Origin of the sequence: Mesorhizobium sp. M1428, from assembly GCF_040317515.1 — a bacterium.
In the GTDB taxonomy this organism is placed as follows: domain Bacteria; phylum Pseudomonadota; class Alphaproteobacteria; order Rhizobiales; family Rhizobiaceae; genus Mesorhizobium.
This window is the reverse complement of record NZ_JAMYKT010000018.1, coordinates 1-22914: the sequence shown is the minus strand read 5'-3', so window position 1 is coordinate 22914 and position 22914 is coordinate 1. Positions and strand designations below refer to the sequence as shown.

Annotated in this window: 20 protein-coding genes and 1 tRNA gene; 14 read left to right on the top strand and 7 right to left on the bottom strand. The window is 60.5% G+C overall.

All coding sequences use genetic code 11. The features are described from left to right. Positions 1-27 precede the first annotated feature (27 nt). The 4 genes from NKG60_RS22955 to NKG60_RS22940 all read right to left on the bottom strand — a co-directional run bounded on the left by NKG60_RS22955 (position 28) and on the right by NKG60_RS22940 (position 3385). On the bottom strand, positions 28-852 hold the full coding sequence (locus NKG60_RS22955) for an ABC transporter permease (RefSeq protein WP_502903430.1): 825 nt from the start codon (positions 850-852) through the stop codon (positions 28-30). Further along, positions 852-1517 (bottom strand): ABC transporter permease, encoded by a 666-nt coding sequence (locus tag NKG60_RS22950; protein WP_352667594.1) that lies wholly within the window; start codon positions 1515-1517, stop codon positions 852-854. The genes NKG60_RS22955 and NKG60_RS22950 overlap by 1 nt, the downstream gene beginning before the upstream one ends. Before the next feature lie 212 nt (positions 1518-1729). Beyond that, positions 1730-2524, bottom strand: a complete 795-nt coding sequence (locus NKG60_RS22945; RefSeq protein ID WP_352667553.1) for a transporter substrate-binding domain-containing protein — start codon at positions 2522-2524, stop codon at positions 1730-1732. 51 nt (positions 2525-2575) lie between these two features. Next, a complete protein-coding gene (locus NKG60_RS22940; protein WP_352866586.1) occupies positions 2576-3385 on the bottom strand; it encodes an ABC transporter ATP-binding protein in 810 nt (269 codons plus the stop codon). Between the two features lie 217 nt (positions 3386-3602). On the opposite strand from NKG60_RS22940, the gene NKG60_RS22935 reads away from it, so the two are divergent. The 3 genes from NKG60_RS22935 to NKG60_RS22925 are packed head-to-tail and all read left to right on the top strand — an operon-like array spanning position 3603 to position 6793. Further along, positions 3603-4451 (top strand): dimethylarginine dimethylaminohydrolase family protein, encoded by an 849-nt coding sequence (locus tag NKG60_RS22935; protein WP_352866680.1) that lies wholly within the window; start codon positions 3603-3605, stop codon positions 4449-4451. Next, a complete protein-coding gene (locus NKG60_RS22930) occupies positions 4448-6028 on the top strand; it encodes a 5-guanidino-2-oxopentanoate decarboxylase (protein WP_352866588.1) in 1581 nt (526 codons plus the stop codon). Before NKG60_RS22935 ends, NKG60_RS22930 begins: the two co-directional genes overlap by 4 nt. Before the next feature lie 57 nt (positions 6029-6085). Beyond that, entirely contained in the window at positions 6086-6793 is a 708-nt protein-coding gene (locus tag NKG60_RS22925; RefSeq protein ID WP_352667561.1) for an SDR family NAD(P)-dependent oxidoreductase, read from the top strand. A gap of 105 nt (positions 6794-6898) precedes the next feature. On the opposite strand, the gene rpsA is transcribed toward NKG60_RS22925, so the two are convergent. The 3 genes from rpsA to aroA all read right to left on the bottom strand — a co-directional run bounded on the left by rpsA (position 6899) and on the right by aroA (position 11083). After that, positions 6899-8596: a 30S ribosomal protein S1 gene (gene rpsA / locus NKG60_RS22920; RefSeq protein ID WP_023676278.1), complete on the bottom strand. Its 1698-nt coding sequence runs from the start codon at positions 8594-8596 to the stop codon at positions 6899-6901. Positions 8597-8800: 204 nt separating this feature from the next. Next, entirely contained in the window at positions 8801-9451 is a 651-nt protein-coding gene (cmk, locus tag NKG60_RS22915) for a (d)CMP kinase (protein WP_352866591.1), read from the bottom strand. A gap of 273 nt (positions 9452-9724) precedes the next feature. Further along, positions 9725-11083, bottom strand: a complete 1359-nt coding sequence (gene aroA, locus NKG60_RS22910; RefSeq protein ID WP_352866593.1) for a 3-phosphoshikimate 1-carboxyvinyltransferase — start codon at positions 11081-11083, stop codon at positions 9725-9727. A 195-nt stretch (positions 11084-11278) separates the two neighbouring features. Here aroA and NKG60_RS22905 point away from each other — a divergent pair, with 195 nt between their 5' ends. The 11 genes from NKG60_RS22905 (at position 11279) to NKG60_RS22855 (ending at position 22310) form a co-directional block, all read left to right on the top strand. Next, a complete protein-coding gene (locus NKG60_RS22905; RefSeq protein WP_352721538.1) occupies positions 11279-11668 on the top strand; it encodes a TIGR02300 family protein in 390 nt (129 codons plus the stop codon). Positions 11669-11830: 162 nt separating this feature from the next. Beyond that, positions 11831-11906, top strand: a tRNA-Ala gene (locus NKG60_RS22900). Between the two features lie 170 nt (positions 11907-12076). Continuing rightward, the gene (locus NKG60_RS22895) at positions 12077-12754 is read left to right on the top strand and encodes a hypothetical protein (RefSeq protein WP_352975655.1); all 678 of its coding nucleotides are present in this window, start codon (positions 12077-12079) and stop codon (positions 12752-12754) included. Continuing rightward, the gene (locus NKG60_RS22890) at positions 12751-13191 is read left to right on the top strand and encodes a PIN-like domain-containing protein (protein WP_352975652.1); all 441 of its coding nucleotides are present in this window, start codon (positions 12751-12753) and stop codon (positions 13189-13191) included. Before NKG60_RS22895 ends, NKG60_RS22890 begins: the two co-directional genes overlap by 4 nt. Before the next feature lie 2 nt (positions 13192-13193). Beyond that, positions 13194-13847 carry a hypothetical protein gene (locus tag NKG60_RS22885; protein WP_352975651.1) on the top strand — a complete coding sequence of 218 codons (654 nt, stop codon included), beginning with the start codon at positions 13194-13196 and terminating at the stop codon, positions 13845-13847. A 323-nt stretch (positions 13848-14170) separates the two neighbouring features. Next, positions 14171-16615 carry an EcoAI/FtnUII family type I restriction enzme subunit R gene (gene hsdR, locus NKG60_RS22880; protein WP_352975648.1) on the top strand — a complete coding sequence of 815 codons (2445 nt, stop codon included), beginning with the start codon at positions 14171-14173 and terminating at the stop codon, positions 16613-16615. Then, positions 16615-17475: an FRG domain-containing protein gene (locus tag NKG60_RS22875; RefSeq protein WP_352975646.1), complete on the top strand. Its 861-nt coding sequence runs from the start codon at positions 16615-16617 to the stop codon at positions 17473-17475. Before hsdR ends, NKG60_RS22875 begins: the two co-directional genes overlap by 1 nt. A gap of 18 nt (positions 17476-17493) precedes the next feature. Beyond that, positions 17494-18948 carry a type I restriction-modification system subunit M gene (locus NKG60_RS22870; RefSeq protein ID WP_352975644.1) on the top strand — a complete coding sequence of 485 codons (1455 nt, stop codon included), beginning with the start codon at positions 17494-17496 and terminating at the stop codon, positions 18946-18948. Beyond that, positions 18945-20561: a restriction endonuclease subunit S gene (locus tag NKG60_RS22865; protein WP_352975643.1), complete on the top strand. Its 1617-nt coding sequence runs from the start codon at positions 18945-18947 to the stop codon at positions 20559-20561. The genes NKG60_RS22870 and NKG60_RS22865 overlap by 4 nt, the downstream gene beginning before the upstream one ends. Continuing rightward, positions 20558-21043 carry a hypothetical protein gene (locus NKG60_RS22860; protein WP_352975640.1) on the top strand — a complete coding sequence of 162 codons (486 nt, stop codon included), beginning with the start codon at positions 20558-20560 and terminating at the stop codon, positions 21041-21043. Before NKG60_RS22865 ends, NKG60_RS22860 begins: the two co-directional genes overlap by 4 nt. 58 nt (positions 21044-21101) lie before the next feature. Continuing rightward, entirely contained in the window at positions 21102-22310 is a 1209-nt protein-coding gene (locus NKG60_RS22855; protein ID WP_352975638.1) for an RES family NAD+ phosphorylase, read from the top strand. The last annotated feature ends 604 nt before the right edge of the window (positions 22311-22914 follow it).

The following is a 22914-nucleotide window of genomic DNA, read 5'->3' as shown; positions in this document are numbered from 1 at the left end:
ATTCACCATTCACTATTCACCATTCACCTAACCAATCTTGTTCGGAATCCGCGCCTCGATCTTGCCCAGGGTGAAGACGAGGATGCCGGTGATCGCCATATAGATCAACGCCAGGAGCAGCAAGGGTTCATAGGTGAGGTAGGTATCCTGACGCACCTTTGAAGAGACGGCGAATATGTCGATCACGCTGATGGTCGCCACCAGCGGCGTCGATTTCAGCTGCAGCACGGTTTCGCCCGTCAGTGTCGGCAGTGCACGGTAGAAGGCCTGTGGCAGCCAGATTCGCTGGAAAATCCTCCAGCGGCTCATGCCGAAGGCGCGGGCGGCTTCCAACTGGCCCTTCGGCACGCCGGCAAAAGCGCCTCGCATCACCTCGCCCTCATAACCGGCGAAGGACAGCGTCAGCCCGAAGACGCCATAGGGCCATGCTTGCCTCAGATAGGGCCACATCCAGGACTCGCGAATCCATGGATATTGTGGAAACAGCGAGCCCAGCCCGTAATAGAGCAACCAGAGCTGCAGCAGCAGCGGCGTCCCTCTGATGACGGTGCAGAAGACCTTGGCCGGTGCCGCGAACCAGAACGAGCCCGCGGCCTGCGCCAGCCCGAGCGGCACGGCGAGCAGGAAGCCAAGCGCGCAGGTGACGGCAAGAATCCACAGCGCGCGCCAGATGCCGAGCAATCCCATCCCGTAATATTTCGGCAGCCAGTCCCAGCGCATGAAGACAGCCGCCGCCAAAACCAGTCCCAGCGCGATCAGGATCAGCACGATACGATGCGGCTTCAGCCACAGCGAAGCGCGTGCGGCTATCTCGATGGCCGCCGCTTCGCCAGTCATCGCCGGGTCAGCCATCACCGGGCCTCCTTGAGCGACGGCATGCCGCGGCGGGCCCATGTCTCGATACGGCCGATGATCAGATTCGAAACCAGCGTCAACAGAAGGTAGATCGCGCCGGCGGCGATAAAGAATGTCAGATAGGCTTTGGTTACGCCGGCCGCCTGCCGTGTCGCCAATGTCAGCTCGAAAAAGCCGACGACCGCCAGCAGGGCGGTGTCCTTGGTGGCGATCAGCCAGAGATTGGCAAGGCCGGGTATGGCGAACGGCAGCATCGCCGGCAACGTGATGCGCCGCAGCAGCAGGCCGGGAGACATGCCATAGGCGCGCGCGGCTTCGATCTGGCCCTGCGGAATGGCGAGGATCGCGCCGCGGATCACCTCGGTCGAATAGGCGCCCTGGACGAAGCCGAGCACGGCAATGCCGGCCGCCAGCCCGCTAATGTCCATGCGCTGATAGCCCATTGCCGTCAGCATCTGATTGATCAGGTCGGTGCCGGCGTAATAGAGCAGAAGGATCAGCACCAGCTCCGGCACGGCGCGCACGACTGTCGTATAGACTGCCAGGAGATCGCGCACCACCGGACCACCATACAGCTTGCCGGAGGCGCCGCCGATGCCGATCAAAAGGCCGAGACAGGTGGCGCCGACCGCGATCTCGATCGTATGGAGCAGCCCGACGATGAGCGTTCCACCCCAGCCCGGCGGCACGGGCGAGAGAAGCGCGATGGCAGAGGCGGCCCAAGCCGGAACAAATGCGTCGATCAGCGTCGCCCTCGAATTGCTGGCGCTAAAACCGCCGGCGATTTCCGCCCGCGGCAGCTCGCGTCGATGGATTTCGACCAACCACGCGGGTCTATCGGGGCCGCGTGGTTAATCGCTCATGGATGAGGCCGTCAGTTCGACTGCGTGTCGGAGCCGTAAATATCAAAGTCGAAGTACTTCTTCGAAATCTCGTCATATTTGCCGTTGGCGCGGATGGCCTTGATTCCGGCGTTGATCTTTTCCTTCAACTCGGTGTCTTCCTTGCGGACGCCGGCGCCGACGCCGGGCCCGAGAATCGCCAGATCCGGCGCTACCATGCCTTTCAGATCGCAGCATTGCTTGCCCTGGTCCGATTTCAGGAAGGCATCGAGGGCGATGGAATCGGCCTGCACCGCGTCGACCCGGCCGGCGGCAAGATCCTGGTTGGCCTCGTCCTGGGTCTGGTATTCCTTGATTTCCGCCGCGTCGGCGAAGTGCTTCTTGGCGTAGTCGGCGTGTACGGTCGAGACCTGGACGCCGATGATCTTGCCCTTGAGGTCCTCCGGTGTCGAGCCGAACTTCTGGTCCTTCGGCCCGATGATCGCGGTCGGGGTGTTGTAATATTTGTCGGAGAAGTCGATCGTCTTCTTGCGTTCGTCGGTGATCGACATCGAGCTGGCGATGACGTCGATCTTCTTGGTCGTCAACGCCGGGATGATGCCGTCCCAGGCGACCGGCGTGATGACGCAGTCGAGCTTCTCCTCGGCGCAGACAGCGTCGATGAATTCGATTTCCCAACCGACCCATTTGCCGGACGCATCCGGCGATGTGAACGGCGGGTAGGGCTCGGCAGCGACACCGATCTTGACCGGATCGGCCTTGGCCACGCCCATGGCGGCAACGCCAAGCAGCAGCGCTGCGGCAAAGGTCTCGAGAATAATCTTCATCGTCATGACTCCCAGTTTTGTTGTTGTTCCCGGTTTTCGTCCGCCCACACATTAACCGATGTTGCGGATGAACTGCTTCAGCCTTTCGGATTTTGGTGCGCCGAAGATCTGTTCCGGCGGCCCTTCTTCCTCGACCAGCCCGTTATGGAGGTAGACGACATGCGTCGCGACCTCGCGGGCAAACTTCATCTCATGGGTGACCAGCACCATGGTGCGGCCTTCGCGCGCCAGGTCGCCGATCACCTTCAGCACCTCGCCGACCAGCTCCGGGTCGAGCGCCGAGGTCGGCTCATCGAACAGCATGACGCGCGGATTGATGGCCAGCGCCCTGGCAATCGCGGCGCGCTGCTGTTGGCCGCCCGACAGATAGGCGGGATAGACGTCGCGTTTTTCGGCCAGGCCGACGCGGGCGAGCAATTTCTCCGCCTCGCCGACCGCCACATCGCGCTTGACGCCGAGCACATGCACGGGAACCTCGATGACGTTCTCGATCAACGTCATGTGACTCCACAGATTGAAGTTCTGGAAGACCATGCCGAGTTTGGAGCGGATGCGTTCGATCTGCTTGCGGTCGGCGGGGACGGTGTGGCCGTAGCTGTCGGCCTTCAGCTTTATCTCTTCGCCATTGACCCGGATGATGCCGCTGGTCGGGTTCTCCAGGCAGTTGATGCAGCGCAGCAGCGTCGATTTGCCCGAGCCGCTGCCGCCGATGATGGCGATCACCTCGCCATCGCGCGCCGACAGCGAAACGCCCTTCAATACATGCAGCTTGCCGAAATTCTTGTGCAGGTTCTCGACGTGGATGGCTTCGGCAGCGCCGTTCTGCGCCATATGCTTCAGGGCGGTGGCCGGCGCTGTCATCGTCGCGGCGCCCCGCGGAGCAGCCGAGGCAGTCCTTGCTGGAATTTTTTACCCATTACCCGTCACTGGACAGCGTTCCGATTCTCAAGATGGACCGTTCCGCTTGCCTCCGTCAACCGCAGTTTTTGGACCATTGATCACCGCCTGCCGAGTGGCTATTGGCAGGAGGGACGCGTTTCAGGAGAATTTAGTGGGCAAAGCATACGGGTCGCAGTCGATGGCCGGGACGCTGCAGCGCGTGCTGATGCGCTCCGCCGCCAGCGCCATGCGTCGGGCCGAAGCGCTGGAGTGGCACTATGGCCCCGGCTTCGATCCGCAAAAAGCGGCGGCCCAGCATGAAGCGCTGGCCAGGCTGATTTCCGCATCAGGCGCCGAAATCGAATGGCTGAGCGACGCCGATGACGGGCTTGCCGATTCGGTCTTTACCCACGATCCCTCGCTGATGACCGACCACGGCGCGGTCATCCTTGCCATGGGCAAGGCGCTGCGCCGGCCCGAGCCCGGCCTGCACGAGGCAGCCTATGGGCGCATGGGCATCCCCGTCCTCGACCGAATCGAGGCTCCCGGCCAGGTCGAGGGCGGCGACTGCGTGTGGGTGGATGCAAACACGCTGGCCGTCGGCCGCGGCGTGCGCACCAATCAGCACGGCATCCAGCAGCTCTCCAACCTGCTTTCACCCAAGGGCATCCAGGTCTACGGCTTCGACCTGCCGCTCTGGCAGGGCGAGGAGGCCTGCCTGCACCTGATGTCGGTGATCAGCCCGCTCGCCGACGATCTGGCGCTGATCCATGCGCCGCTCCTGCCGGTCGCCTTCCACCAGATGCTGCGCGAACGCGGCATTCGGCTGGTCGAGGGCGATGCCGACGAATTCTTCGCCTCGAATGGGCTCAGTCTGAACGTGCTGCCGACCGCGCCGCGCCAGGTTATCGCCGTTGCCGGTTTTCCGAAGACGGCGGCTGCCATGCAGGCCGCTGGCTGTACGGTCTCGACATTCGAGGCCGATGCACTGTGCATTGCCTGCGAGGGCGGCCCGACCTGCCTCACACGCCCGGTGTTAAGACAATGACGACCATCGGCGAAGCGCTCATCACCTTGCTCGAAGCGCACGGCGTCGACATCGTCTTCGGCATTCCCGGCGTACATACGGTCGAGCTCTATCGCGGGCTGGCGCGATCGAAGATCCGTCACGTCACGCCGCGCCACGAGCAGGGCGCCGGCTTCATGGCTGACGGCTATGCGCGCGCCAGCGGCAGGCCGGGCGTCGCCTTCGTCATCACCGGGCCGGGGCTGACCAACACCATCACCGCCATGGGCCAGGCGCGCGCCGATTCGGTGCCGATGCTGGTAATCTCGGGCGTCAACGCCACACCGACGCTGGGCAAAGGCCTTGGCCATCTGCATGAACTGCCGGACCAGCGCGGCATGATGGAGAAGGTGGCGCTGTTTTCGCACCGTGTCACCGAGGCCGGCGAACTGCCCGGCGTGCTCGCCCGCGCCTTTGCGCTGTTTTCATCCTCGCGTCCGGGTCCGGTGCATATCGAGATCCCGACCGATGTCATGACCATGCCGGCCAACGGCATCGTGCCGCTGCTGCGGAATTCAGCGCCGCCCGGGCCGGATGTGGCGGCGATTGCAGAGGCGGCAAGGCTGTGCGCGTCTGCCAGCCGGCCGCTTATCCTCGCCGGTGGCGGCGCCAAAGCCGCCGAAGCGCCGTTGCAGCGGCTGGCCGAGAGGCTGGGAGCGCCGGTCGTCCAGACGGCCAATGCGCGCGGCCTGCTCTATCGTCATCCGCTTGGCGTGCCGGCCAGCCCCGGCCTGAAGGCGGTGCGTGCGCTGATCGCCGATGCCGATCTGGTGATCGCAGCCGGCACCGAATTCGGTCCGACCGACTATGACGGCTATGGCGACGGCGGTTTTGTCCTGCCCGCCAATCTGATCCGCATCGACATCGGCGCCGACCAGCTCGCCCGCCGGCCTGCGCGGATTTCGATCCAGGCCGATTGCGGTGCAGCGCTCGAAGCGCTGCATGCCGAACTCGGCACGGGCCAGGCGCAATCAGGCGACGGCGCCGCTCGCGCCGCCGCGACGCGGCAAGCGGCCTTTGCCGAGATCGGCCCGGCTATGCAGGCGCAATTGCGCGCCGTCGAGACGATCCGTGATGCGCTGCCTGGCGCGATCATCGTCGGCGATTCGACCCAGCCGGTCTACGCCGCCAACCTCTACTACGATCACGACCGGCCGGGCGGCTGGTTCAACGCCGCCACCGGCTTCGGCGCGCTCGGCTATGGCCCGCCGGCGGCGATCGGTGCCGCCCTTGCCAGGCCTGAGGCGCCAGTCGTTTGCCTCACCGGCGACGGCGGCTTCCAGTTCACCCTGCCGGAACTGGGCGCCGCGCTCGACGCGGCGGCGCCGGTGATCTTCACCGTGTGGAACAATCGCGGCTACCGTGAGATCGAAACCTCGATGCTCGACGTCGGCGTCGAGCCGGTCGGCGTCTCGCCGGCACCGCCGGATTTCTGCAAATTGGCCGAAGCCTACGGCATTGCCGCCGAGCGGATTTCCGGCACCGGCGGCTTGGCGGACGCGCTACGGCGCGCGCGGGCGACTGGACGACCTTACGTCATCGAGATTTCGGTTGAGTGATCGCGCGAAAGGCGCGACCTTCCGCATCGGCGGCGCGCAATGACGGAGCGGTCGAATATGACGGAAACACTGGACGGCAGACATATCGTGGTGACCGGCGGCACCGGTGCCCTTGGCGGCGCGGTCGTAGGAAAACTGCTGGAGCAGGGCGCCATCTGCCATGTGCCCAACGCCCACGCTGCCGCGCCTGCGCATTTCCCCTTCCCGGCGCATGACCGCGTCAGGCTGGCGCATAATGTCGACCTCGCCGACCCTGCCAAGGTCGACGCCTTCTATGCCAGCGTTCCAGATTTATGGGCATCGGTGCATCTTGCCGGCGGCTTCACCGCCGCGCCGGTCGAGAAGATCGAGCCCGCCTCCTTCGCCGAGATGATGGACACCAACGCCCGCACCACCTTCCTGTGCTGCCGCGCGGCGATACGCTCGATGCTGGAATCTTCCGTGCCGGGCCGCATCGTCAATGTCACCGCGCGAGCCGGGCTCGATCCGCGGCGCGGCTCCGGCAAGGTGGCCTACGCTGCCGCCAAGGCGGCGGTCGCCGCGATGACCGTGGCGATCGCCGAAGAGCTGAAGGGCAACGGCATCCTGGTCAACGCCGTGGCGCCCTCGACGCTCGACACGCCGGCCAACCGGGCTGACATGCCGAACGCAGATTTCAGCAGATGGGTCAGCCTTGAAGCGGCGGCCGAGGCCATTGCCTACCTTGCCTCGCCGGCCAACATGGCCATCAGCGGCACGCTGGTGCCACTTTACGGCCGGGCCTGAGCCTGCGGTCCGTCACAAGCAAAAAGTCACAAGCAAAAGCCCCGCCGGATCGTTCCGGCGGGGCTTTTTGTTTCGTTTATAACCCGCGCGAGGCGCGGTGTCGGCTTAGCTGCCCTGCTTCTTCAGCGCGGCACCCAAAATATCGCCCAGCGAAGCGCCGGAGTCGGTCGAACCGTATTGGGCGACCGCTTCTTTCTCTTCGGCGATTTCCAGCGCCTTGATCGAGACCTGCAGCTTGCGGGTCTTCTTGTCGAAGGCGATGACGCGGGCGTCGACCTTCTGGCCGACGGTGAAGCGCTCCGGGCGCTGCTCGTCGCGGTCACGGCTGAGGTCGGAGCGCTTGATGAAGGTCTCGATGCCGCTGTCGACCAGCCGCACTTCAAGACCGCCATCCTTCACGCCGATAACCTCGCAGGTGACGACTGCGTTCTTGCGCAGTTCGCCTGACGTCGCGGCTTCGCCGACCGTGTCCTTTGCCAGCTGCTTGATGCCGAGCGAGATGCGCTCCTTGTCGATGTCGACGTCGAGCACCTGCGCCTTGACCATGTCGCCGCGATTGTACTCCTCGATCACCTGCTCGCCCGGACGGGTCCAGTCGAGGTCGGAAAGATGGACCATGCCGTCGACGTCGCCCTCGAGGCCGATGAACAGGCCGAACTCGGTCTTGTTCTTGACCTCGCCCTCGACCTGGCTGCCGACCGGATGGCTGCGCGCGAAGGCCTCCCACGGGTTCTCCAGCGTCTGCTTGAGGCCGAGCGAGATACGGCGCTTGGCCGGATCGACTTCGAGCACCACGACGTCGACTTCCTGCGTTGTCGACAGGATCTTGCCAGGATGCACGTTCTTCTTGGTCCACGACATTTCCGAAACGTGGATGAGGCCTTCGATGCCCGGCTCCAGCTCGACGAATGCGCCGTAGTCGGTGATGTTGGTGACGGTACCCTTGATCTTCTTGCCGATCGGGAACTTGGTGCCGATCTCGGACCACGGATCGCTCTCGAGCTGCTTCATGCCGAGCGAGATGCGGTGGGTTTCCTGGTTGATGCGGATGATCTGCACCTTGACCGTCTGGCCGATATTGAGGATTTCGGTCGGATGGTTGACGCGGCGCCATGCCATGTCGGTGACGTGCAGCAGGCCGTCGATGCCGCCGAGGTCGACGAACGCACCATAGTCGGTGATGTTCTTGACGACGCCTTCGACCACCTGGCCTTCTTCGAGGTTCTGCACGATTTCCGAACGCTGTTCGGCGCGGCTTTCCTCGAGCACGGTGCGGCGCGACACCACGATGTTGCCGCGGCGGCGATCCATCTTGAGGATCTCGAAGGGCTGTGGGTTGTGCATCAGCGGCGAGACGTCGCGGATCGGGCGGATATCGACCTGGCTGCGCGGCAGGAAAGCCACGGCACCGTCGAGGTCGACGGTGAAGCCGCCCTTGACCTGGTTGAAGATGACGCCTTCGACGCGTTCGCCCTTGGTGAACTTCTCTTCGAGGCGGACCCAGCTCTCTTCGCGGCGGGCCTTCTCGCGCGACAGCATGGCTTCGCCAAGCGCGTTCTCGATACGCTCGACATAGACCTCGACCGTGTCGCCGACCTTGAGCGTCGTGTCCTTGCCCTTGACGCCGAATTCCTTCAGCGGCACGCGGCCTTCGACCTTGAGGCCGACGTCGATGATGGCCATGTCCTTCTCAATGGCGGTGATGATGCCCTTGACGACCTGGCCTTCGCCGGAATGGCCGGCGGAAAATGATTCTTCGAGCAGGCTCGCGAAATCATCGCGAGTGGGATTTGCAACTGACATAGTTTCTCCTGGAATGCCCCGCAATCTGTCGCGGGGCGGGCGCCGTGGGTTAGCGTTGCGTTGGCCTGCCGGCGTTCCGGGCAAAAAGCCCTTGGCCGCCCTCGAGCGGCAATTCCGGCGCATGAAGAATGCTGGCAGGCTGGTTCACGCCCAATATGGGAATTCTTTTGTCGCCGGCAATCGGCGGCGGCAGGAAAACCCGGCTCAGGCTTCGTTTCTCTTGGCCAGGACATCGTCGATGATCGCCTGAGCTGCCAGAAACGCGGCTTCTATAGCCATTTCCGACGTGTCGAGCAAGTGCGCATCGGCGGCCGGCTTCAAGGGCGAGTCCATGCGGCCCATGTCGCGCTCGTCGCGGCGCACGATATCGGCAAGGATTTCATCGAAATTGGCAGTGCCGCCGATGCTCTCGATTTCATCCAGTCGCCGCTTTGCACGCACCTCGGCGCTGGCCGTGACATAGAGTTTTACGTCGGCATCGGGACACACAACAGTGCCGATGTCGCGGCCGTCGAGCACCGCACCCGGCGGGGTTTTTGCAAAGTCGCGCTGCTTTTCCACCAGGATGCGCCGCACGGTTGGGAACACAGCGACTTTCGAGGCCGCCTCGCCGACCGCGTGTGCCGAAAGCACGGCGCGGTCGAGCTTTGCCAGATCGACCTGGCGAGCCGCCGTTTCAGCGGCCGAGACATTGTCGAGTGGCAGGCCGAGCCGGAGCAGCGCATGCGCCACCGCGCGATAGGTAAGGCCGGTGTCGAGCAGGTTCAGCCGGTAGTGATCGGCCAGCCGCCGGGCAAGAGTGCCTTTGCCAGCACCGGCAGGTCCGTCGATGGCGATGGTGAAGGTTGAGGTCATTGGCCGCCCACCGGAATCGAAAAGCGCAATGATCCAGATAGGCGTGGCGATCCTTCGCGCCCCCCTCTGTCCTGCCGGACATCTCCCCCACTTGGGGGGAGATCGGCGGCCATCGCGGCTTTCGCCAATTGTCTACGTCGCAGGATTGAGCGGAGCGCCGAAGCTGCCAATCTCCCTCCTTGTGGGGGAGATGTCCGGCAGGACAGAAGGCGGCGCTGTCCCGCCGACGTTCCAGTTTGGCCCCAGCCCCCAAGGCTATTGATTGCCATCAAGCTACTCGATCTCTGCACCGAGCCCCTTCATCAGCCCCATGAATTCCGGAAAACTTGTCGCGATCATCGCTTGATCATCGATGGTCACGGGCTTTTCCGTCGCCAGCCCCATAACCAGAAAACTCATGGCTATGCGGTGGTCGAGATGGGTCTGGACGATGGTGCCCTGTCCGTTGGGATGCTGGCCGAGGCCCTTGCCGCCCGGCTTTCCGTGCACCACAAGCGAGGCTTCGCCTTCGCTGCAGTCCACGCCGTTGAGCTTCAGCCCTTCGGCCACCGCCGACAGCCGGTCGGATTCCTTCACGCGCAGCTCTTCCAGGCCAAGCATCAGCGTTTCGCCCTCGGCGAAGCTGGCCGCCACGGCAAGCACCGGATATTCGTCGATCATCGTCGGCGCCCGTTCCGGCGGTACGGTGACGCCTTGCAGTTCCGAATAGCGCACGCGCAGGTCGGCAACATCCTCGCCACCTTCATTGCGGCGGTCGAGAATGTCGATCCGGGCGCCCATTTCCTGCAGCGTCAAAAGAAGGCCTGTGCGGGTCGGGTTCATCAGCACGTTTTCGATGGTGATGTCCGAGCCCGGCACGATCAGTGCCGCCACCAGCGGAAAGCCGGCCGAGGAGGGGTCGCCAGGCACCGCGATGGTCTGGCCGGTGAGCTTGCCCTGGCCTTCGATGAAAATGTGGCGCACGCCGCGCTCGTCGGTCTCGACCGACAGATTGGCGCCGAACCCCTTGAGCATCTTTTCGGTGTGGTCGCGCGTCATCACCGGCTCGATGACGGTGGTGATGCCCGGCGTGTTCAGCCCGGCCAGCAGCACCGCCGATTTGACCTGCGCCGAGGCCATCGGCACGCGGTAGGTGATCGGTGCGGCGTGCTTGGGTCCGTGCAGCGTGATCGGCATGCGGTCGCCGGGCGTCGCCCTCAGCACCTGCACGCCCATCTGGCGGAGCGGTTCGAGCACGCGGCCCATCGGCCGGCCGGACAGCGAGGCGTCGCCGATGAAGGTGGTTTCCATGTCATAGGTACCGACCAGGCCCATGGTGAGGCGTGAGCCCGTGCCGGCATTGCCGAAATCGAGCGGGCCTTCCGGCTGCAGCAGCGCGCCGTTGCCGGTACCGCGGATCACCCACTCAGCGCCATGCTTCTCGATATGAGCGCCCATGGCCTTCATGGCAGCGCCCGTACGCATTACGTCCTCGCCTTCCAGCAGCCCGGTGATGCGGGTTTCGCCGGAGGCCAGGCCACCGAACATGAACGAGCGGTGCGAGATCGACTTGTCGCCCGGCACCCGTGCCGCGCCTGAAAGGCCAGATGATTTGCGGGCGGTGGCCTGCTTCGGGGCGGCAGTGTGCGACATGGTTCTTTCCTGGGAAACGCCGGCGGCCGGCCATTTTCGTCTGGTTTGCGCGGTCTCCTATCATGGCGGACCGAAATGGTCATCCCCTTGGTACGAAGGCCTTCGAATTCAAGCTTTTTGAGACGCCGGCTTTTCGCTTTGACAGCGCCGTAAACTCTGGTTAAGGGGACCAAACTTTCATCGACGAGGCTTGCTGTGGCAAAACCCGAACTTGGCACCAAACGTATCGACCCGGAGACCGGTCGAAAATTCTATGACTTGAACAAAGACCCGATCGTCTCGCCTTATACGGGCAAGAGCTATCCGCGCTCCTATTTCGAGGAAGGCAAGATCGCCGCCCTCGAGGAGGAAGAGGAAGTTGCCGAGAAGGAAGTGGACACCGAGGAGGAAGAGGGTGTCGAGGTCGTCTCGCTCGAAGAGGCGGACGAGGACGCGAAGGCCGACGAACTTCCCGATCTCGGCGACGATGAGGACGACGTTGACCTTGGCGATGATGAGGATGACACATTCCTCGCCGACGAGGAGGAAGAAGACGACGACGTTGCCGACATGATCGGCGTCGGCGAAGACGACGACGAAGTCTGAGCGAACCGCATTCGCCGGCTTTCGCCGCGCCGCCTAGAAAAAGCGGTTCTTGAAGGCTTGATATTGACTGAAGGCGGGGTTAGAAGCCGCCTGCACTAACGGCGCGGTCTAGACCCGCGCCGGATCTCTTCGCCGGAAACGGCGCCGGCGAACTGCCGGAGTGGGGCCATAGCTCAGTTGGGAGAGCGCTTGAATGGCATTCAAGAGGTCGTCGGTTCGATTCCGATTGGCTCCACCAAACAAATTCCATCACTTAGGTGATAAGGCTGGCTCTGAAGAGCCGGCCTTTTTGCTTTCAGGGTAACGCTGCGGGTAACGCACGGCTTGACTATTTATCGCCCTGCGGCAGTTCACCTATTTACAAGGAGTCCGGCGTATCAACATGGTACCGGCAATCTAGGTGTGGTCATGGATTGGCAACGAGCCGTTCATCAGGGCGTTTACCCCGTCACGTTTGCCGCGAAGCTCACTGACATGAGCCCAGCTCGCGTTGGCGAGTGGTTTCGTCCGTCCAAGTCGAGCAGGTTGCAGCCTGCCATTCTTACGCGTTTCGAACCGATCAAAGGCCGACTCGTGATGCCATTCCTGGCGTTGGTGGAGAGTCGTTTCGTCGCCCGTTTTCGAAAGCATGGCCTCTCGCTGCAGACCATTAGGAAGACCGCCAGGAAGCTGCGGAAGGACTACGACCTTGACAACCCGTTCGCGACAGAGCGCAGGTTTAGGACGGACGGCAAACGCATAATGCTGGAACTCGCAGCAGATGACGAAGAGCGGAAGCTGCTCGACATAATGACCGACGAATGGGCCTTTCCAAGCGTGGTGGAACCGTCCCTCTTCGGAAGTGTCGTTTATGAACATGACCTAGCCGTGCGGATGGTGCCCTTCCACGAGTTTCCGAACGTAATCATCGATCCGCGCTACGCCATGGGTAGGCCTGTCGTCGATCATGGGTTCATCCCTACCGAAACGCTTGCCGCGGCATATTTGGCTGAAGGCAACTTGGACGAGGTCGCCTCCTGGTACGAAACTGAACCAGGGCTTGTCTCGCAGGCGATCGGATTCGAGACAAGGCTGGCCGCTGCTTGAAGATCAAGTTCGACGCCAACGTCTCGCCGAAGATTGTGAGGGCGGTTCGAGCTCTAGAAGCCGACTCATCGATTGAAATTGGATCGGTGCACGAGGATTATCAGGCTGGCATCGCCGATCCAGACTGGATGTTCAAGTTCAGCAAAGCCGGCGGCGACGCCATGATTTCGGGCGATCATAATATTCTTCAAAAGCCGGAAAATCTTATCGCCTACATCGAATCCGGCTTGGTCTCGATATGGCCGTCCCCGGGCTGGCCTGACCTCAAGCGCTTCGGCCAGGCCGCTTTGGTGATCCGTTGGTGGATCACAACCAAACAGCGGATCCTGACGTCACAGAAAGGGGATCGCTGGCGATTACCGATGAATTGGACACCAGGCGTGGAGAAGTTTACGCCAATCAAAGACCCGCGGTTCGACGGGCTGGCTGGGGCGTAAGTATGGCTGATCCGTTGGATGTAACTGCTTCGCCCGAAGGGATGACAGAATGTTGGGAAGTCATAGCTTCTGCTACCGCATGGTTTCAGCACACCAGCAAATTTGACGCGCTTCCAGCTATACGCGCCCACGGCCTCAAGCCTTCTATCCCTGATGAAGGACGGGCAGTTCCGCCAGTTGATGTTCTCGCAATATTTGGAGACCCTTGTCGCGCACTACTTTGCTTATGGCCCACTGGCAGCACGATAATGGCCATAAACGATTCAGTGAACGATCAGTTTGTGATGGCGATCGATAGCGTGGATTTGCCTAAACGCGTGATGCTCGATTGGTCGATAGCGGATCAGATCGGACGACGGGCAGCGCTAGACACGTTTCGAGAGCGATTGAGCAGCGGCTCGAATGTCGGCGTCGGAGATGCGTTTCGGGAAGCTGTATGGTCGAGCGGCTGTGTTGCCGCGCTTGAACCGATCCCACCCACGATGATTCGAGTTTGCCCTGCAAAATATCCTGATGCTCCGTATTCGCGGTGGCCGCTTCTCACCGAAGTTCGCGACGCCGAGATATACCGGATTACCGCGGTGATGAACGTCGATATCAATGCAATTTTCAACCCGCAGCAGCCGAGTCCGTCGACTGACAAATCCGGTGGCTAGAAAAGCCCGTGAGGCAGCGGGCCTGATAATCGTTTCGTAATGCGGAATGCTTTCGTGAGTGGCGCTCGGCCGGTCCCTGGAGAAATTCAAAGAACGAGTCAGCGACTTTGTCGATCGGCGTTGACTGTGGGTGGCAGCGCTTCACTATGGCGGCGGCTGAATGTACGCCCGCAAACCATCCCAAGGTCCTCAGATGTGACGACCAGCAGTATTGCGCAAAGGTTTCAGAAAGCGCAACGAGTTTTGCCCGCTTGATGCAAACAGTTGGCATCCGTGCCAATACTGGTTTTTGACTTGGACGATTGGGGGATTCGCCCGGGACGATGGACAAACGAAGCCTCACCGAACGCGACATCTGCACAAAATTCATCTTGCCCGCCGTCAAGCGCGCTGGCTGGGACGAGATGCTGCAGGTTCGGGAGGAGGTCTATTTCACCAAGGGCCGCATCATCGTGCGTGGCAAGCTAGTGGCACGCGGCAAGGCCAAGAAGGCGGATTTCGTTCTCTACTACAAGCCGAATATCCCGATCGCGCTGATAGAGGCGAAAGACAACAATCACAGCGTTGGCGATGGTATCCAGCAAGGCCTCGACTATGCCGCGACGCTGGACATCCCCTTCGTATTCTCCTCGAACGGCGACGGTTTCGTCTTTCACGATCGCACGGGCGCCAGCGCCACCAAGGAAGCAAACCTCGGCCTCGATGACTTCCCGTCACCAGTCGATCTTTGGACGCGCTATCGCGGCTGGAAGGGCCTCGACACGGAAGCAGAACAGATCGTGCTTCAGGACTATTTCGATGATGGCAGCGGCAAAGCCCCCCGCTACTACCAGGTAAACGCCGTCAATGCCGCGATCGAGACCATCGCTAAGGGCCGGGACCGCGTGCTGCTCGTCATGGCGACCGGCACGGGCAAGACCTACACCGCGTTTCAGATCATCTGGCGCCTGTGGAAAGCGGGCCGCAAGAAACGGATCCTTTTCCTCGCCGACCGCAACGTGCTGATTGATCAGACGATGGTAAACGATTTCCGCCCGTTCGGCGCCGCGATGGCGAAGCTTTCGACCAACGCCAAGACCATCGAACGGCAGGATGGAACCACAGTCGATCTGGCGCTGGCGCTTGATAGGAAGAGACGGATCGACACCGCCTTCGAGGTCTATCTGGCGCTCTATCAGGCCATAACCGGCCCTGAGGAACGGCAGAAACTCTACAAGGAGTTCTCGCCTGGATTCTTCGATTTGATTGTCATCGACGAATGCCATCGTGGTAGCGCCGCCGATGATTCTGCATGGCGCGAAATCCTCAGCCACTTTTCCGGTGCAACTCAGATCGGCCTAACTGCCACGCCGAAGGAAACGGAATATGTTTCCAACGCCGATTATTTCGGCGAACCGGTCTTCACCTATTCATTGCGTCAGGGCATCAGCGACGGCTTCCTTGCGCCCTACAAGGTCATCAAGGTCCACATCGATCGCGACGTGGAAGGCTATCGTCCTGAACTCGGACAGCTCGACCGCGACGGCAATGAGGTCGAGGATCGTATCTACAACGCCAAGGATTTCGACCGGACGCTGGTCCTCGATGACCGCACCCTACTGACCGCAAAGAAAATTACCGAATTTCTAAAGGAAAGCGGCGACCGCTTCCAGAAAACCATCGTGTTCTGCGTCGACCAAGAGCACGCAGCGCGTATGCGGCAGGCGCTTGTCAATGAAAACAAGGATCTGTGTGACCAAAACCAAAGATACGTCATGCGGATCACCGGCAGCGACAAGGATGGCCAAGATCAACTCGGTAATTTCCTCGACCCGGAATCGAAATATCCCATTCTGGTCACGACCTCGCGGCTTTTGTCCACTGGGGTTGATGCGCAGACCTGTCGGCTAATCGTGCTCGACCGCACGGTAGGTTCTATGACCGAGTTCAAGCAGATCGTCGGACGCGGCACCCGCGTTCACGAAGACACCAAGAAATTCTATTTCACGTTAATCGATTTTCGTGGCGCGACCAATCATTTCGCTGACCCAGAGTTTGATGGGGATCCAGTCCAGATTTACGAACCCGGCGAGTACGACCCCATTACGCCGCCCGACGATACTGTCTTCGATCTGGGTGAAGATGATCAGGAGCCTTACGACCCGGGCAATGGAGAAACGATGGTCGATCAGCCGGGCTTTCCGTTGCCGCCGGGCAACCAGGCGCGCAAGATTTACGTGGACGGAGTAGGCGCCCGCATTATCACTGAGCGCGTCGAATATCTTGACGAGAATGGCAAGCTGGTCACGGAGTCCTTGCGCGATTTCACCAAGACAGCGTTGAAGAAGCGCTTCGCCAGCCTTGACGAGTTCCTCAAGCGCTGGAAATCTGCTGAACGAAAACAGGTAATCGTCGAGGAACTAGAAGCCGAGGGCCTGCCACTTGACGCCATTGCGGACGAGTTGGGCAAGAACCTTGATCCCTTCGATCTGATCTGCCACGTCGCCTTCGACAAGAAGCCACTCACGCGCCGCGAGCGTGCTGAGAACGTCAAGAAGCGCGACGTATTCACGAAATACAGCGCGCAGGCCCGCGCCGTGCTCGACGCGCTGCTCGAGAAGTATCGCGACGAGGGTGTGCTCAATCTCGATGATGCCAACGTGCTGAAGGTGACGCCGTTCACAGCAATGGGAAGCGTCTTGCAGCTCATAAGGGCGTTCGGTGGCAAGGCGGGCTATGAAAAGGCCGTGCATGAATTGCAAGACGCTTTGTATGAGGCGGCTGGGTAATGGAGACGATAGGCGAAGCTAAGCTTTGGACGTTCCTCTCAGGCCGCACGTTCGCTGCGCGTGGCGCGACTTGTTCCCAAGTGAGACACTCAAACGGTTTCGAGGTCTCCGACTATTTGGATTTGGCGCGGCGGGTCGCCGAATTGCAGTTTTTGAATAGGGACTATGTTCTCCTTTTCCGTGGCCAATCTCAAGATTACAAAAACGACAAGGGAAACAGCACGCTAAAGCCGAGTCTGTTCAGGCAGATAGGTGGGCAAAACCCGAATTCGGCTCAGCTACTGGATCGCTTTCAGGCATTGTCTGAAGCGGAGCGAATCCTAACGCAGGAGTATGAGATGCGTGGTTTCATGGGCCGGGACCGCCTGATACGCCAACGCGTGCTTCGATGGTCCATTCTGCAGCACTACGAGGTTTGCAAGACTCCTGTTCTCGATGTCAGTCAGTCTCTTAGGATCGCAGCGTCCTTCGCGTCAACCGATGCGACTCCAGCGGCATTTGTCTTTGTCCTTGGTGTGCCGAACATCAGTGGCGCAATTACCGCAAGTGCCGAAGCAGGCGTTCAGATTGTGCGTCTCGCCAGCGTATGTCCTCCGTTGGCCGTAAGGCCTCATATCCAGGAGGGCTACTTACTAGGCGAATATCCCGAGATGACAGGCTACGATCAAAAGCAGCACTATTCCCACTTCGAGATTGACCTTGGGCGCAGGCTCATCGCAAAGTTCAGATTCAACCCCTCCACGTTTTGGAAGCGCGGTGATTTTTCTCGCGTTAGGCCAGCAGCCCTTTACCCGAACGAAAGCGATCCTGTCTTCGCCGCCGCTGAGGCGGTGAGGCATCGAATAGTCCACGTCGAATAGTCGAAGTTGAGAGGTCAAATGATCGTCCGCACCACAGTCAAATCCGTCCAGGACATCATGCGCCAAGACGTTGGCGTCGATGGCGATGCGCAGCGCATCAGCCAGTTGTGTTGGATGTTCTTCCTCAAGATTATCGACGATCAGGATCAGGAACTCGAACTGACCAAGGCTGGTTATAACTCCCCGATTCCGGAAAAACTTCAGTGGCGCAACTGGGCGGCGAACCCGGAAGGCGTCACTGGGCAAACCATGCTTGATTTCATCAATGATGAGCTGTTTCCAACTCTGAAGGGTTTGCAACTCACCGGAAAGCCTGGAGACCGACGCCGCGTGGTGCGCGATGTGTTCGAGGATGCCTATAACTACATGAAATCCGGCCATCTCATCCGGCAGGTGGTGAACAAGATCAACGAGGTCGATTTCAACAACCTCGATGAGCGACGGCATTTCGGCGAGTTCTATGAGCAGTTGCTTAACGACCTGCAATCGGCCGGCAATGCAGGCGAATACTATACGCCCCGGGCCGTGACCGCCTTCATGGTGGACCGTATTGATCCAAAGCCCGGTGAGACTCTATTCGATCCCGCCTGCGGCACTGGCGGCTTTCTCACCTGCGCCCTTCGCCATATGGAGAAAGCCTACGTCCGCACCCCCGCACAGCGGGAGACGATGCAGGGCGCACTGCGCGCGGTGGAGAAGAAGCAGCTTCCGCATATGCTGTGCGTCACCAACATGCTGCTGCACGGCATCGAAGACCCGAGCTTCGTGCGCCACGACAACACGCTGGCCCGACCGCTAATTTCGTGGAGCAAGGACGAACGCGTCGACATCGTCGTCACCAATCCGCCGTTCGGCGGGCGCGAAGAAGACGGCATCGAGAACAATTTCCCGACCTTCCGCACCAAGGAAACGGCCGACCTGTTCCTCGCGCTGATCGTGCGCCTCTTGAAACAGGACGGGCGCGCCGCGGTGGTGCTGCCCGACGGCACGCTGTTCGGCGAGGGCGTCAAGACGCGGCTCAAGGAACATCTGATGGAGGAATGCAACCTCCACACCATCGTCCGCCTGCCCAATTCCGTGTTCAAGCCCTATGCCTCAATTGGCACCAACCTGCTGTTCTTCGAGAAGGGTGCGCCGACGCGCGACATCTGGTTCTACGAACATCGCGTGCCCGAAGGCCAGAAGGCTTATTCGATGACCAAGCCGATCCGGCTGGAGCATTTTCAGAGCTGCATCGACTGGTGGGGCGGCAAGGATCGCAAGGGCCGCGAGGGGACGCCGCAGGCATGGAAGGTGAGCGCCAAGGAGGTGAAGGCGCGCGGCTACAATCTCGACATCAAGAACCCGCACAGCGTGGCCGACGACCATGGCGACCCGGAAACCCTGCTGGCCGATCTGGCCCGCGCCGAGGCCGAGACGGCGGGCTTGCGTGACCAGTTGAAGGCGATCCTCGCCGAGGCGCTCGCCCGATGAATGCGGATCGCCTGTTAGATGCCTTCAATCGCCTTGGTGATGAGCCGGAGACGGTTCAACAGTTTCGAAAGCTTGTCGTTGGACTTGCCATGTCCGGCAAGCTGGTTGCACCACACGAAGCGGTGATGGACCCAGCGAGCTTGTTGAAACAGATTGAAGTAAAGAAGCGCATTCTCGTTCAACAAGGCGTCATTCGGAAGCAAAACCCGTCGGCGGCGTTGTCTCTTGAAGACTTGCCGAAAGGCTTCAACAACCCCGCGAATTTTGTCCGTTTGGGCAGTATCGCAAGAATCGAAAAAGGGCTGACCGGCATCATGAAGGCCGAGCCGGGCCCATATCCCCTCGTGGTTACGGCTGAAGACCGCACAACCTGCGATCATTTCGATTTTGATGGTGCGGCAACAATTGTCCCTCTGGTTTCATCGGCTGGACATGGGAAGGCCAGCTTGCAGAGGCTCCACTATCAGGAAGGAAAGTTCGCTCTCGGTAGTATCTTGGCTGCCATATTCCCGCACGCGCCTGAACTTATCTCGGCGCGTTTCCTTTTCGAGTATCTGACCGCCTTCAAGGACGAATTGCTTGTCTCCCAGATGATCGGGACGGCAAATGTATCCTTGAGCGTTGGCAAGGTTTCAGACGTTCCCGTGCCACTCATTTCGCCATCAACACAACGAAAGGTCGATGAAATGATGGCGCTATGCGACCGGCTGGAGGCGGCGCGGGCAGGCCGCGAGGGGGTGCGCGACCGGCTGGCGGCGGCGAGCCTCGCGCGCCTCAATGCGCCCGATCCCGAAACCTTCCAGGCCGACGCCGGCTTCGCCCTTGACGCTCTGCCGGCGCTGACCACCCGCCCCGACCAGATCAAGGCCCTGCGCCAGGCCATCCTGAACCTCGCCGTGCGCGGCAAACTCGTTCCGCAGGACCCAAAAGACGAACCGGCGTTCGAATTGCTGAAGCGGATTCGGGCCTGGCAGCGCCGTGAGATCGAACAAAAGAGAATCCGCGCGCCACGAAAGCCACTAGCACCGATCAAAGCTGACGATAGTCAATATCCAAAACCAACAGGGTGGGCTTTCGCTCGTCTTGGCGAACTCATCTACATTCAGTCTGGTGATGGTCTGACCGCCGCTAATATGAAAGACGGGCCGGTTCCGGTTTTTGGGGGCAATGGCATCAACGGATACCACGACCAGAGTAACGTCTATCAGCCGACCATCGTAATCGGGAGAGTCGGTTATTACTGCGGATCAATTCATGTGGCGCCGCCTAGCGCGTGGATAACAGACAACGCGTTCATCACGCATTTTTCTCAGGGAGATATCTATCTGCGGTTCTTAGTACTCCTCCTCACCGGGACGAACCTAAAGGAAGACGAGAACGCCACGGCACAGCCAGTCATATCCGGCTCGAAGATTTATCCGATCGTCGTCGGGCTTCCACCTCTGGCAGAACAGCACCGTATCGTCGCCAAGGTGGATGCGCTGATAGCGCTCTGTGACCAGTTGGAAGCAAGTCTCAACGTCACCGCCGCCACCTGCCGCCGCCTGCTCGACGCGCTGCTCGCCGACGCGCTGGCGCCGACCGACACGCGCGAACTGGAGGCGGCGGAGTGACCAGCCCTACCGAAGGCTTCATTCGCACCTTCGAGGACATCGCTAGCGAGGTGAACCGCCGTGCTGGTGAGCCTGAATCGCATTCGTTCGAGATCGAGAGGGCGTCAGGCCGCGAGGGTATCGTGAAGAAGAATCGCGCGCTACTTATCTACATTCGTGATGTGCGAAATGCGCTCCAGCATCCAAAACATCGTTCCGACGGTGACGCCATTCAGATTTCCAAGGCGTTTCTCGATGAGGCACTGGCTCTGCTGAACCATCTGAGAAACCCACCTACTGCTAATTCTGTCGGTGTGCCTCGGAAGGAGGTCAGAACCGCCAAGCTTACTGACCGGCTTGGCGACCTAGCCGACAAGATGAAACAGGGTGGCTTCACCCATATTCCAATTCTGGATGAGCGTCGCATTAACAGCGCCGGTCACTACGAGCAGGGCAACCTTCAGGTAGTCTGCCAGTTCATCAATTTCTCGGAAGGCCGATAGCGAGAATGCGGAGTTCGAAAGGCTTCTGATGCTCGTTCGTGGCGTTGAGTAATAAGACATGGCGAAGAACGCTGATGAACTGAAGGTCTGCGAGCATTGTGTAGGCGAGCATTTCGCGCATTGGATTCACGAGAACGGTCGCAGGGGCAAATGCGATTTCGACAAGAGCCATCCCCGCGGATTAGTCGCCGGCGCCGGTGAACTTGTCATAGAGGTGGATGATTTTTTCCGTAAACACTATGTGCTTGGAGAGGACGAAACATACTTCTCCGGAGACTCCGATAAGATACATCGCCGCCAAAGGGGGGAGTCCTACGAAGATATTCTTGCGGAAGTACTCGAGTGCGATGAGAACGTGCTTCTCGCTCTGTCAGAAAATCTACCCGACGTTTCGCATCGCGAGATTGCCCGAGGGGCGGAACCCTTTTACGATTCATCAGCCAACTACGAAGCCATTGCTGAGATTGAACGGCGGAACCGCGCGGATCAGGAAGAGTACTGGTACGAGCAACGCTTCAGCTACCAGTGGACAGAATTCTGCGAGAAGGTGCAGTACAGCCGACGGTTCTTTCGGTTAAAGGAGCTTCTGGACGAATTGTTCGGAGATCCGAAGGAGTACGAGGGCGGCGAGATCAATCCAATATATCCATTGCCGATCGGCACAAAAATCTACCGTGCCCGCGTTCTATCGGACAGCCTCACGCATGCCAAGCTCGGTCTGAATCCGGGAGCGCAGCTCGGCGCCCCGCCCAAGGAGAGGGCGCCGGCTGGTCGCATGAATGTAGAATTTATCCCCGCGTTTTACGGCGCCTTCAGCGAGGAGACGGCTGTTGCGGAAATGCGGCCCGGCATCGACGAGCAAGTGGCGATTGGCGAGTTTGAGCTAAAGCGAGACCTGAAGGTGTTCGACTTCACCGCGTTCACGCTGAAAGTGGGTTCCCGTTGGGAGGAGGTCATAGGGCATACACGATACGATTTCATCGACCAGATGGAACAAGAAATCAGCCGACCCGTGATGCCGCACGAAAAACAGCGCCAATATATCCCGACGCAAATCGTGGCCGAGTATCTGAAAGAGTATTTTGGGTGCGACGCCGTCATTTACCGATCCTCTGTGATGCGGAACGATAAGATTGACAACCGAAATATCGTCCTTCTCCCGAAAGGCGAGGAGTTTGTCGGCGCCGATGCTGTCCTCAAATATTCGCGCTACTCCATAAAGCGGGTACTGGACGTCACATACCATTTTGCCAGTGACCCGTTCTAAAGAAGGCTCCCGACTGATTCTGCCTTGAGCACAAATATTCTTTCGGTGGACTCTCGCGAAAATGGCTCAGCAGCCGGTCCGGGATACTGGAGTTCATAAAGATTAACTCGTCCCCCTACCCGTCGGCCGACCTGGCCACGGAGGCTCAAACTCAGACAAGCGGAGTTCCTGGTTGGTATGCTGCCTCCCGGCCATCACAAATCGATAGGGCATGGTATACACTCGCTACGGGGCCTCCCGTTGACGCTGCTTGCCAGCTGGGGCTCTGATACCCATCGGTTACCCCGAAGGTACAAATTCCGCTAGATTCACTCGCGGAGGGCCGCGTCCTCAGGGTTTCAAACTGTTTGGAGCACTTGTCTGTGTGTCACAGGGTCGCCAGAAACGCACCATTTTCCGATGGCGTGGCTTTCGCGGATTTTCACCATTACTTCGCCTTCTGGAAACTGCGTTCACGGAAGCAGCGGTAAGCGCTCTCTCGCGCGCGGACTTGGCGCCAACAGAAGACGTGGGGGCGGAGGGCCCCCCCCCCCCCAAACACCCCCCGAGCCGGGCCCAGGGAGCGAGGGGGGTGGGTGTGGGGGCGGGCGCTAGAGAAGCGCGT

Coding starts and splice junctions, on each gene's coding strand:
- NKG60_RS22955 (WP_502903430.1), bottom strand. CDS start 852: ATGGCTGACCCGGCGATGACTGGCGAAGCGGCGGCCATCGAGATAGCC.
- NKG60_RS22945 (WP_352667553.1), bottom strand. CDS start 2,524: ATGAAGATTATTCTCGAGACCTTTGCCGCAGCGCTGCTGCTTGGCGTT.
- NKG60_RS22940 (WP_352866586.1), bottom strand. CDS start 3,385: ATGACAGCGCCGGCCACCGCCCTGAAGCATATGGCGCAGAACGGCGCT.
- NKG60_RS22935 (WP_352866680.1), top strand. CDS start 3,603: ATGGCCGGGACGCTGCAGCGCGTGCTGATGCGCTCCGCCGCCAGCGCC.
- NKG60_RS22930 (WP_352866588.1), top strand. CDS start 4,448: ATGACGACCATCGGCGAAGCGCTCATCACCTTGCTCGAAGCGCACGGC.
- NKG60_RS22925 (WP_352667561.1), top strand. CDS start 6,086: ATGACGGAAACACTGGACGGCAGACATATCGTGGTGACCGGCGGCACC.
- rpsA (WP_023676278.1), bottom strand. CDS start 8,596: ATGTCAGTTGCAAATCCCACTCGCGATGATTTCGCGAGCCTGCTCGAA.
- cmk (WP_352866591.1), bottom strand. CDS start 9,451: ATGACCTCAACCTTCACCATCGCCATCGACGGACCTGCCGGTGCTGGC.
- aroA (WP_352866593.1), bottom strand. CDS start 11,083: ATGTCGCACACTGCCGCCCCGAAGCAGGCCACCGCCCGCAAATCATCT.
- NKG60_RS22895 (WP_352975655.1), top strand. CDS start 12,077: ATGGATTGGCAACGAGCCGTTCATCAGGGCGTTTACCCCGTCACGTTT.
- NKG60_RS22885 (WP_352975651.1), top strand. CDS start 13,194: ATGGCTGATCCGTTGGATGTAACTGCTTCGCCCGAAGGGATGACAGAA.
- hsdR (WP_352975648.1), top strand. CDS start 14,171: ATGGACAAACGAAGCCTCACCGAACGCGACATCTGCACAAAATTCATC.
- NKG60_RS22875 (WP_352975646.1), top strand. CDS start 16,615: ATGGAGACGATAGGCGAAGCTAAGCTTTGGACGTTCCTCTCAGGCCGC.
- NKG60_RS22870 (WP_352975644.1), top strand. CDS start 17,494: ATGATCGTCCGCACCACAGTCAAATCCGTCCAGGACATCATGCGCCAA.
- NKG60_RS22865 (WP_352975643.1), top strand. CDS start 18,945: ATGAATGCGGATCGCCTGTTAGATGCCTTCAATCGCCTTGGTGATGAG.
- NKG60_RS22855 (WP_352975638.1), top strand. CDS start 21,102: ATGGCGAAGAACGCTGATGAACTGAAGGTCTGCGAGCATTGTGTAGGC.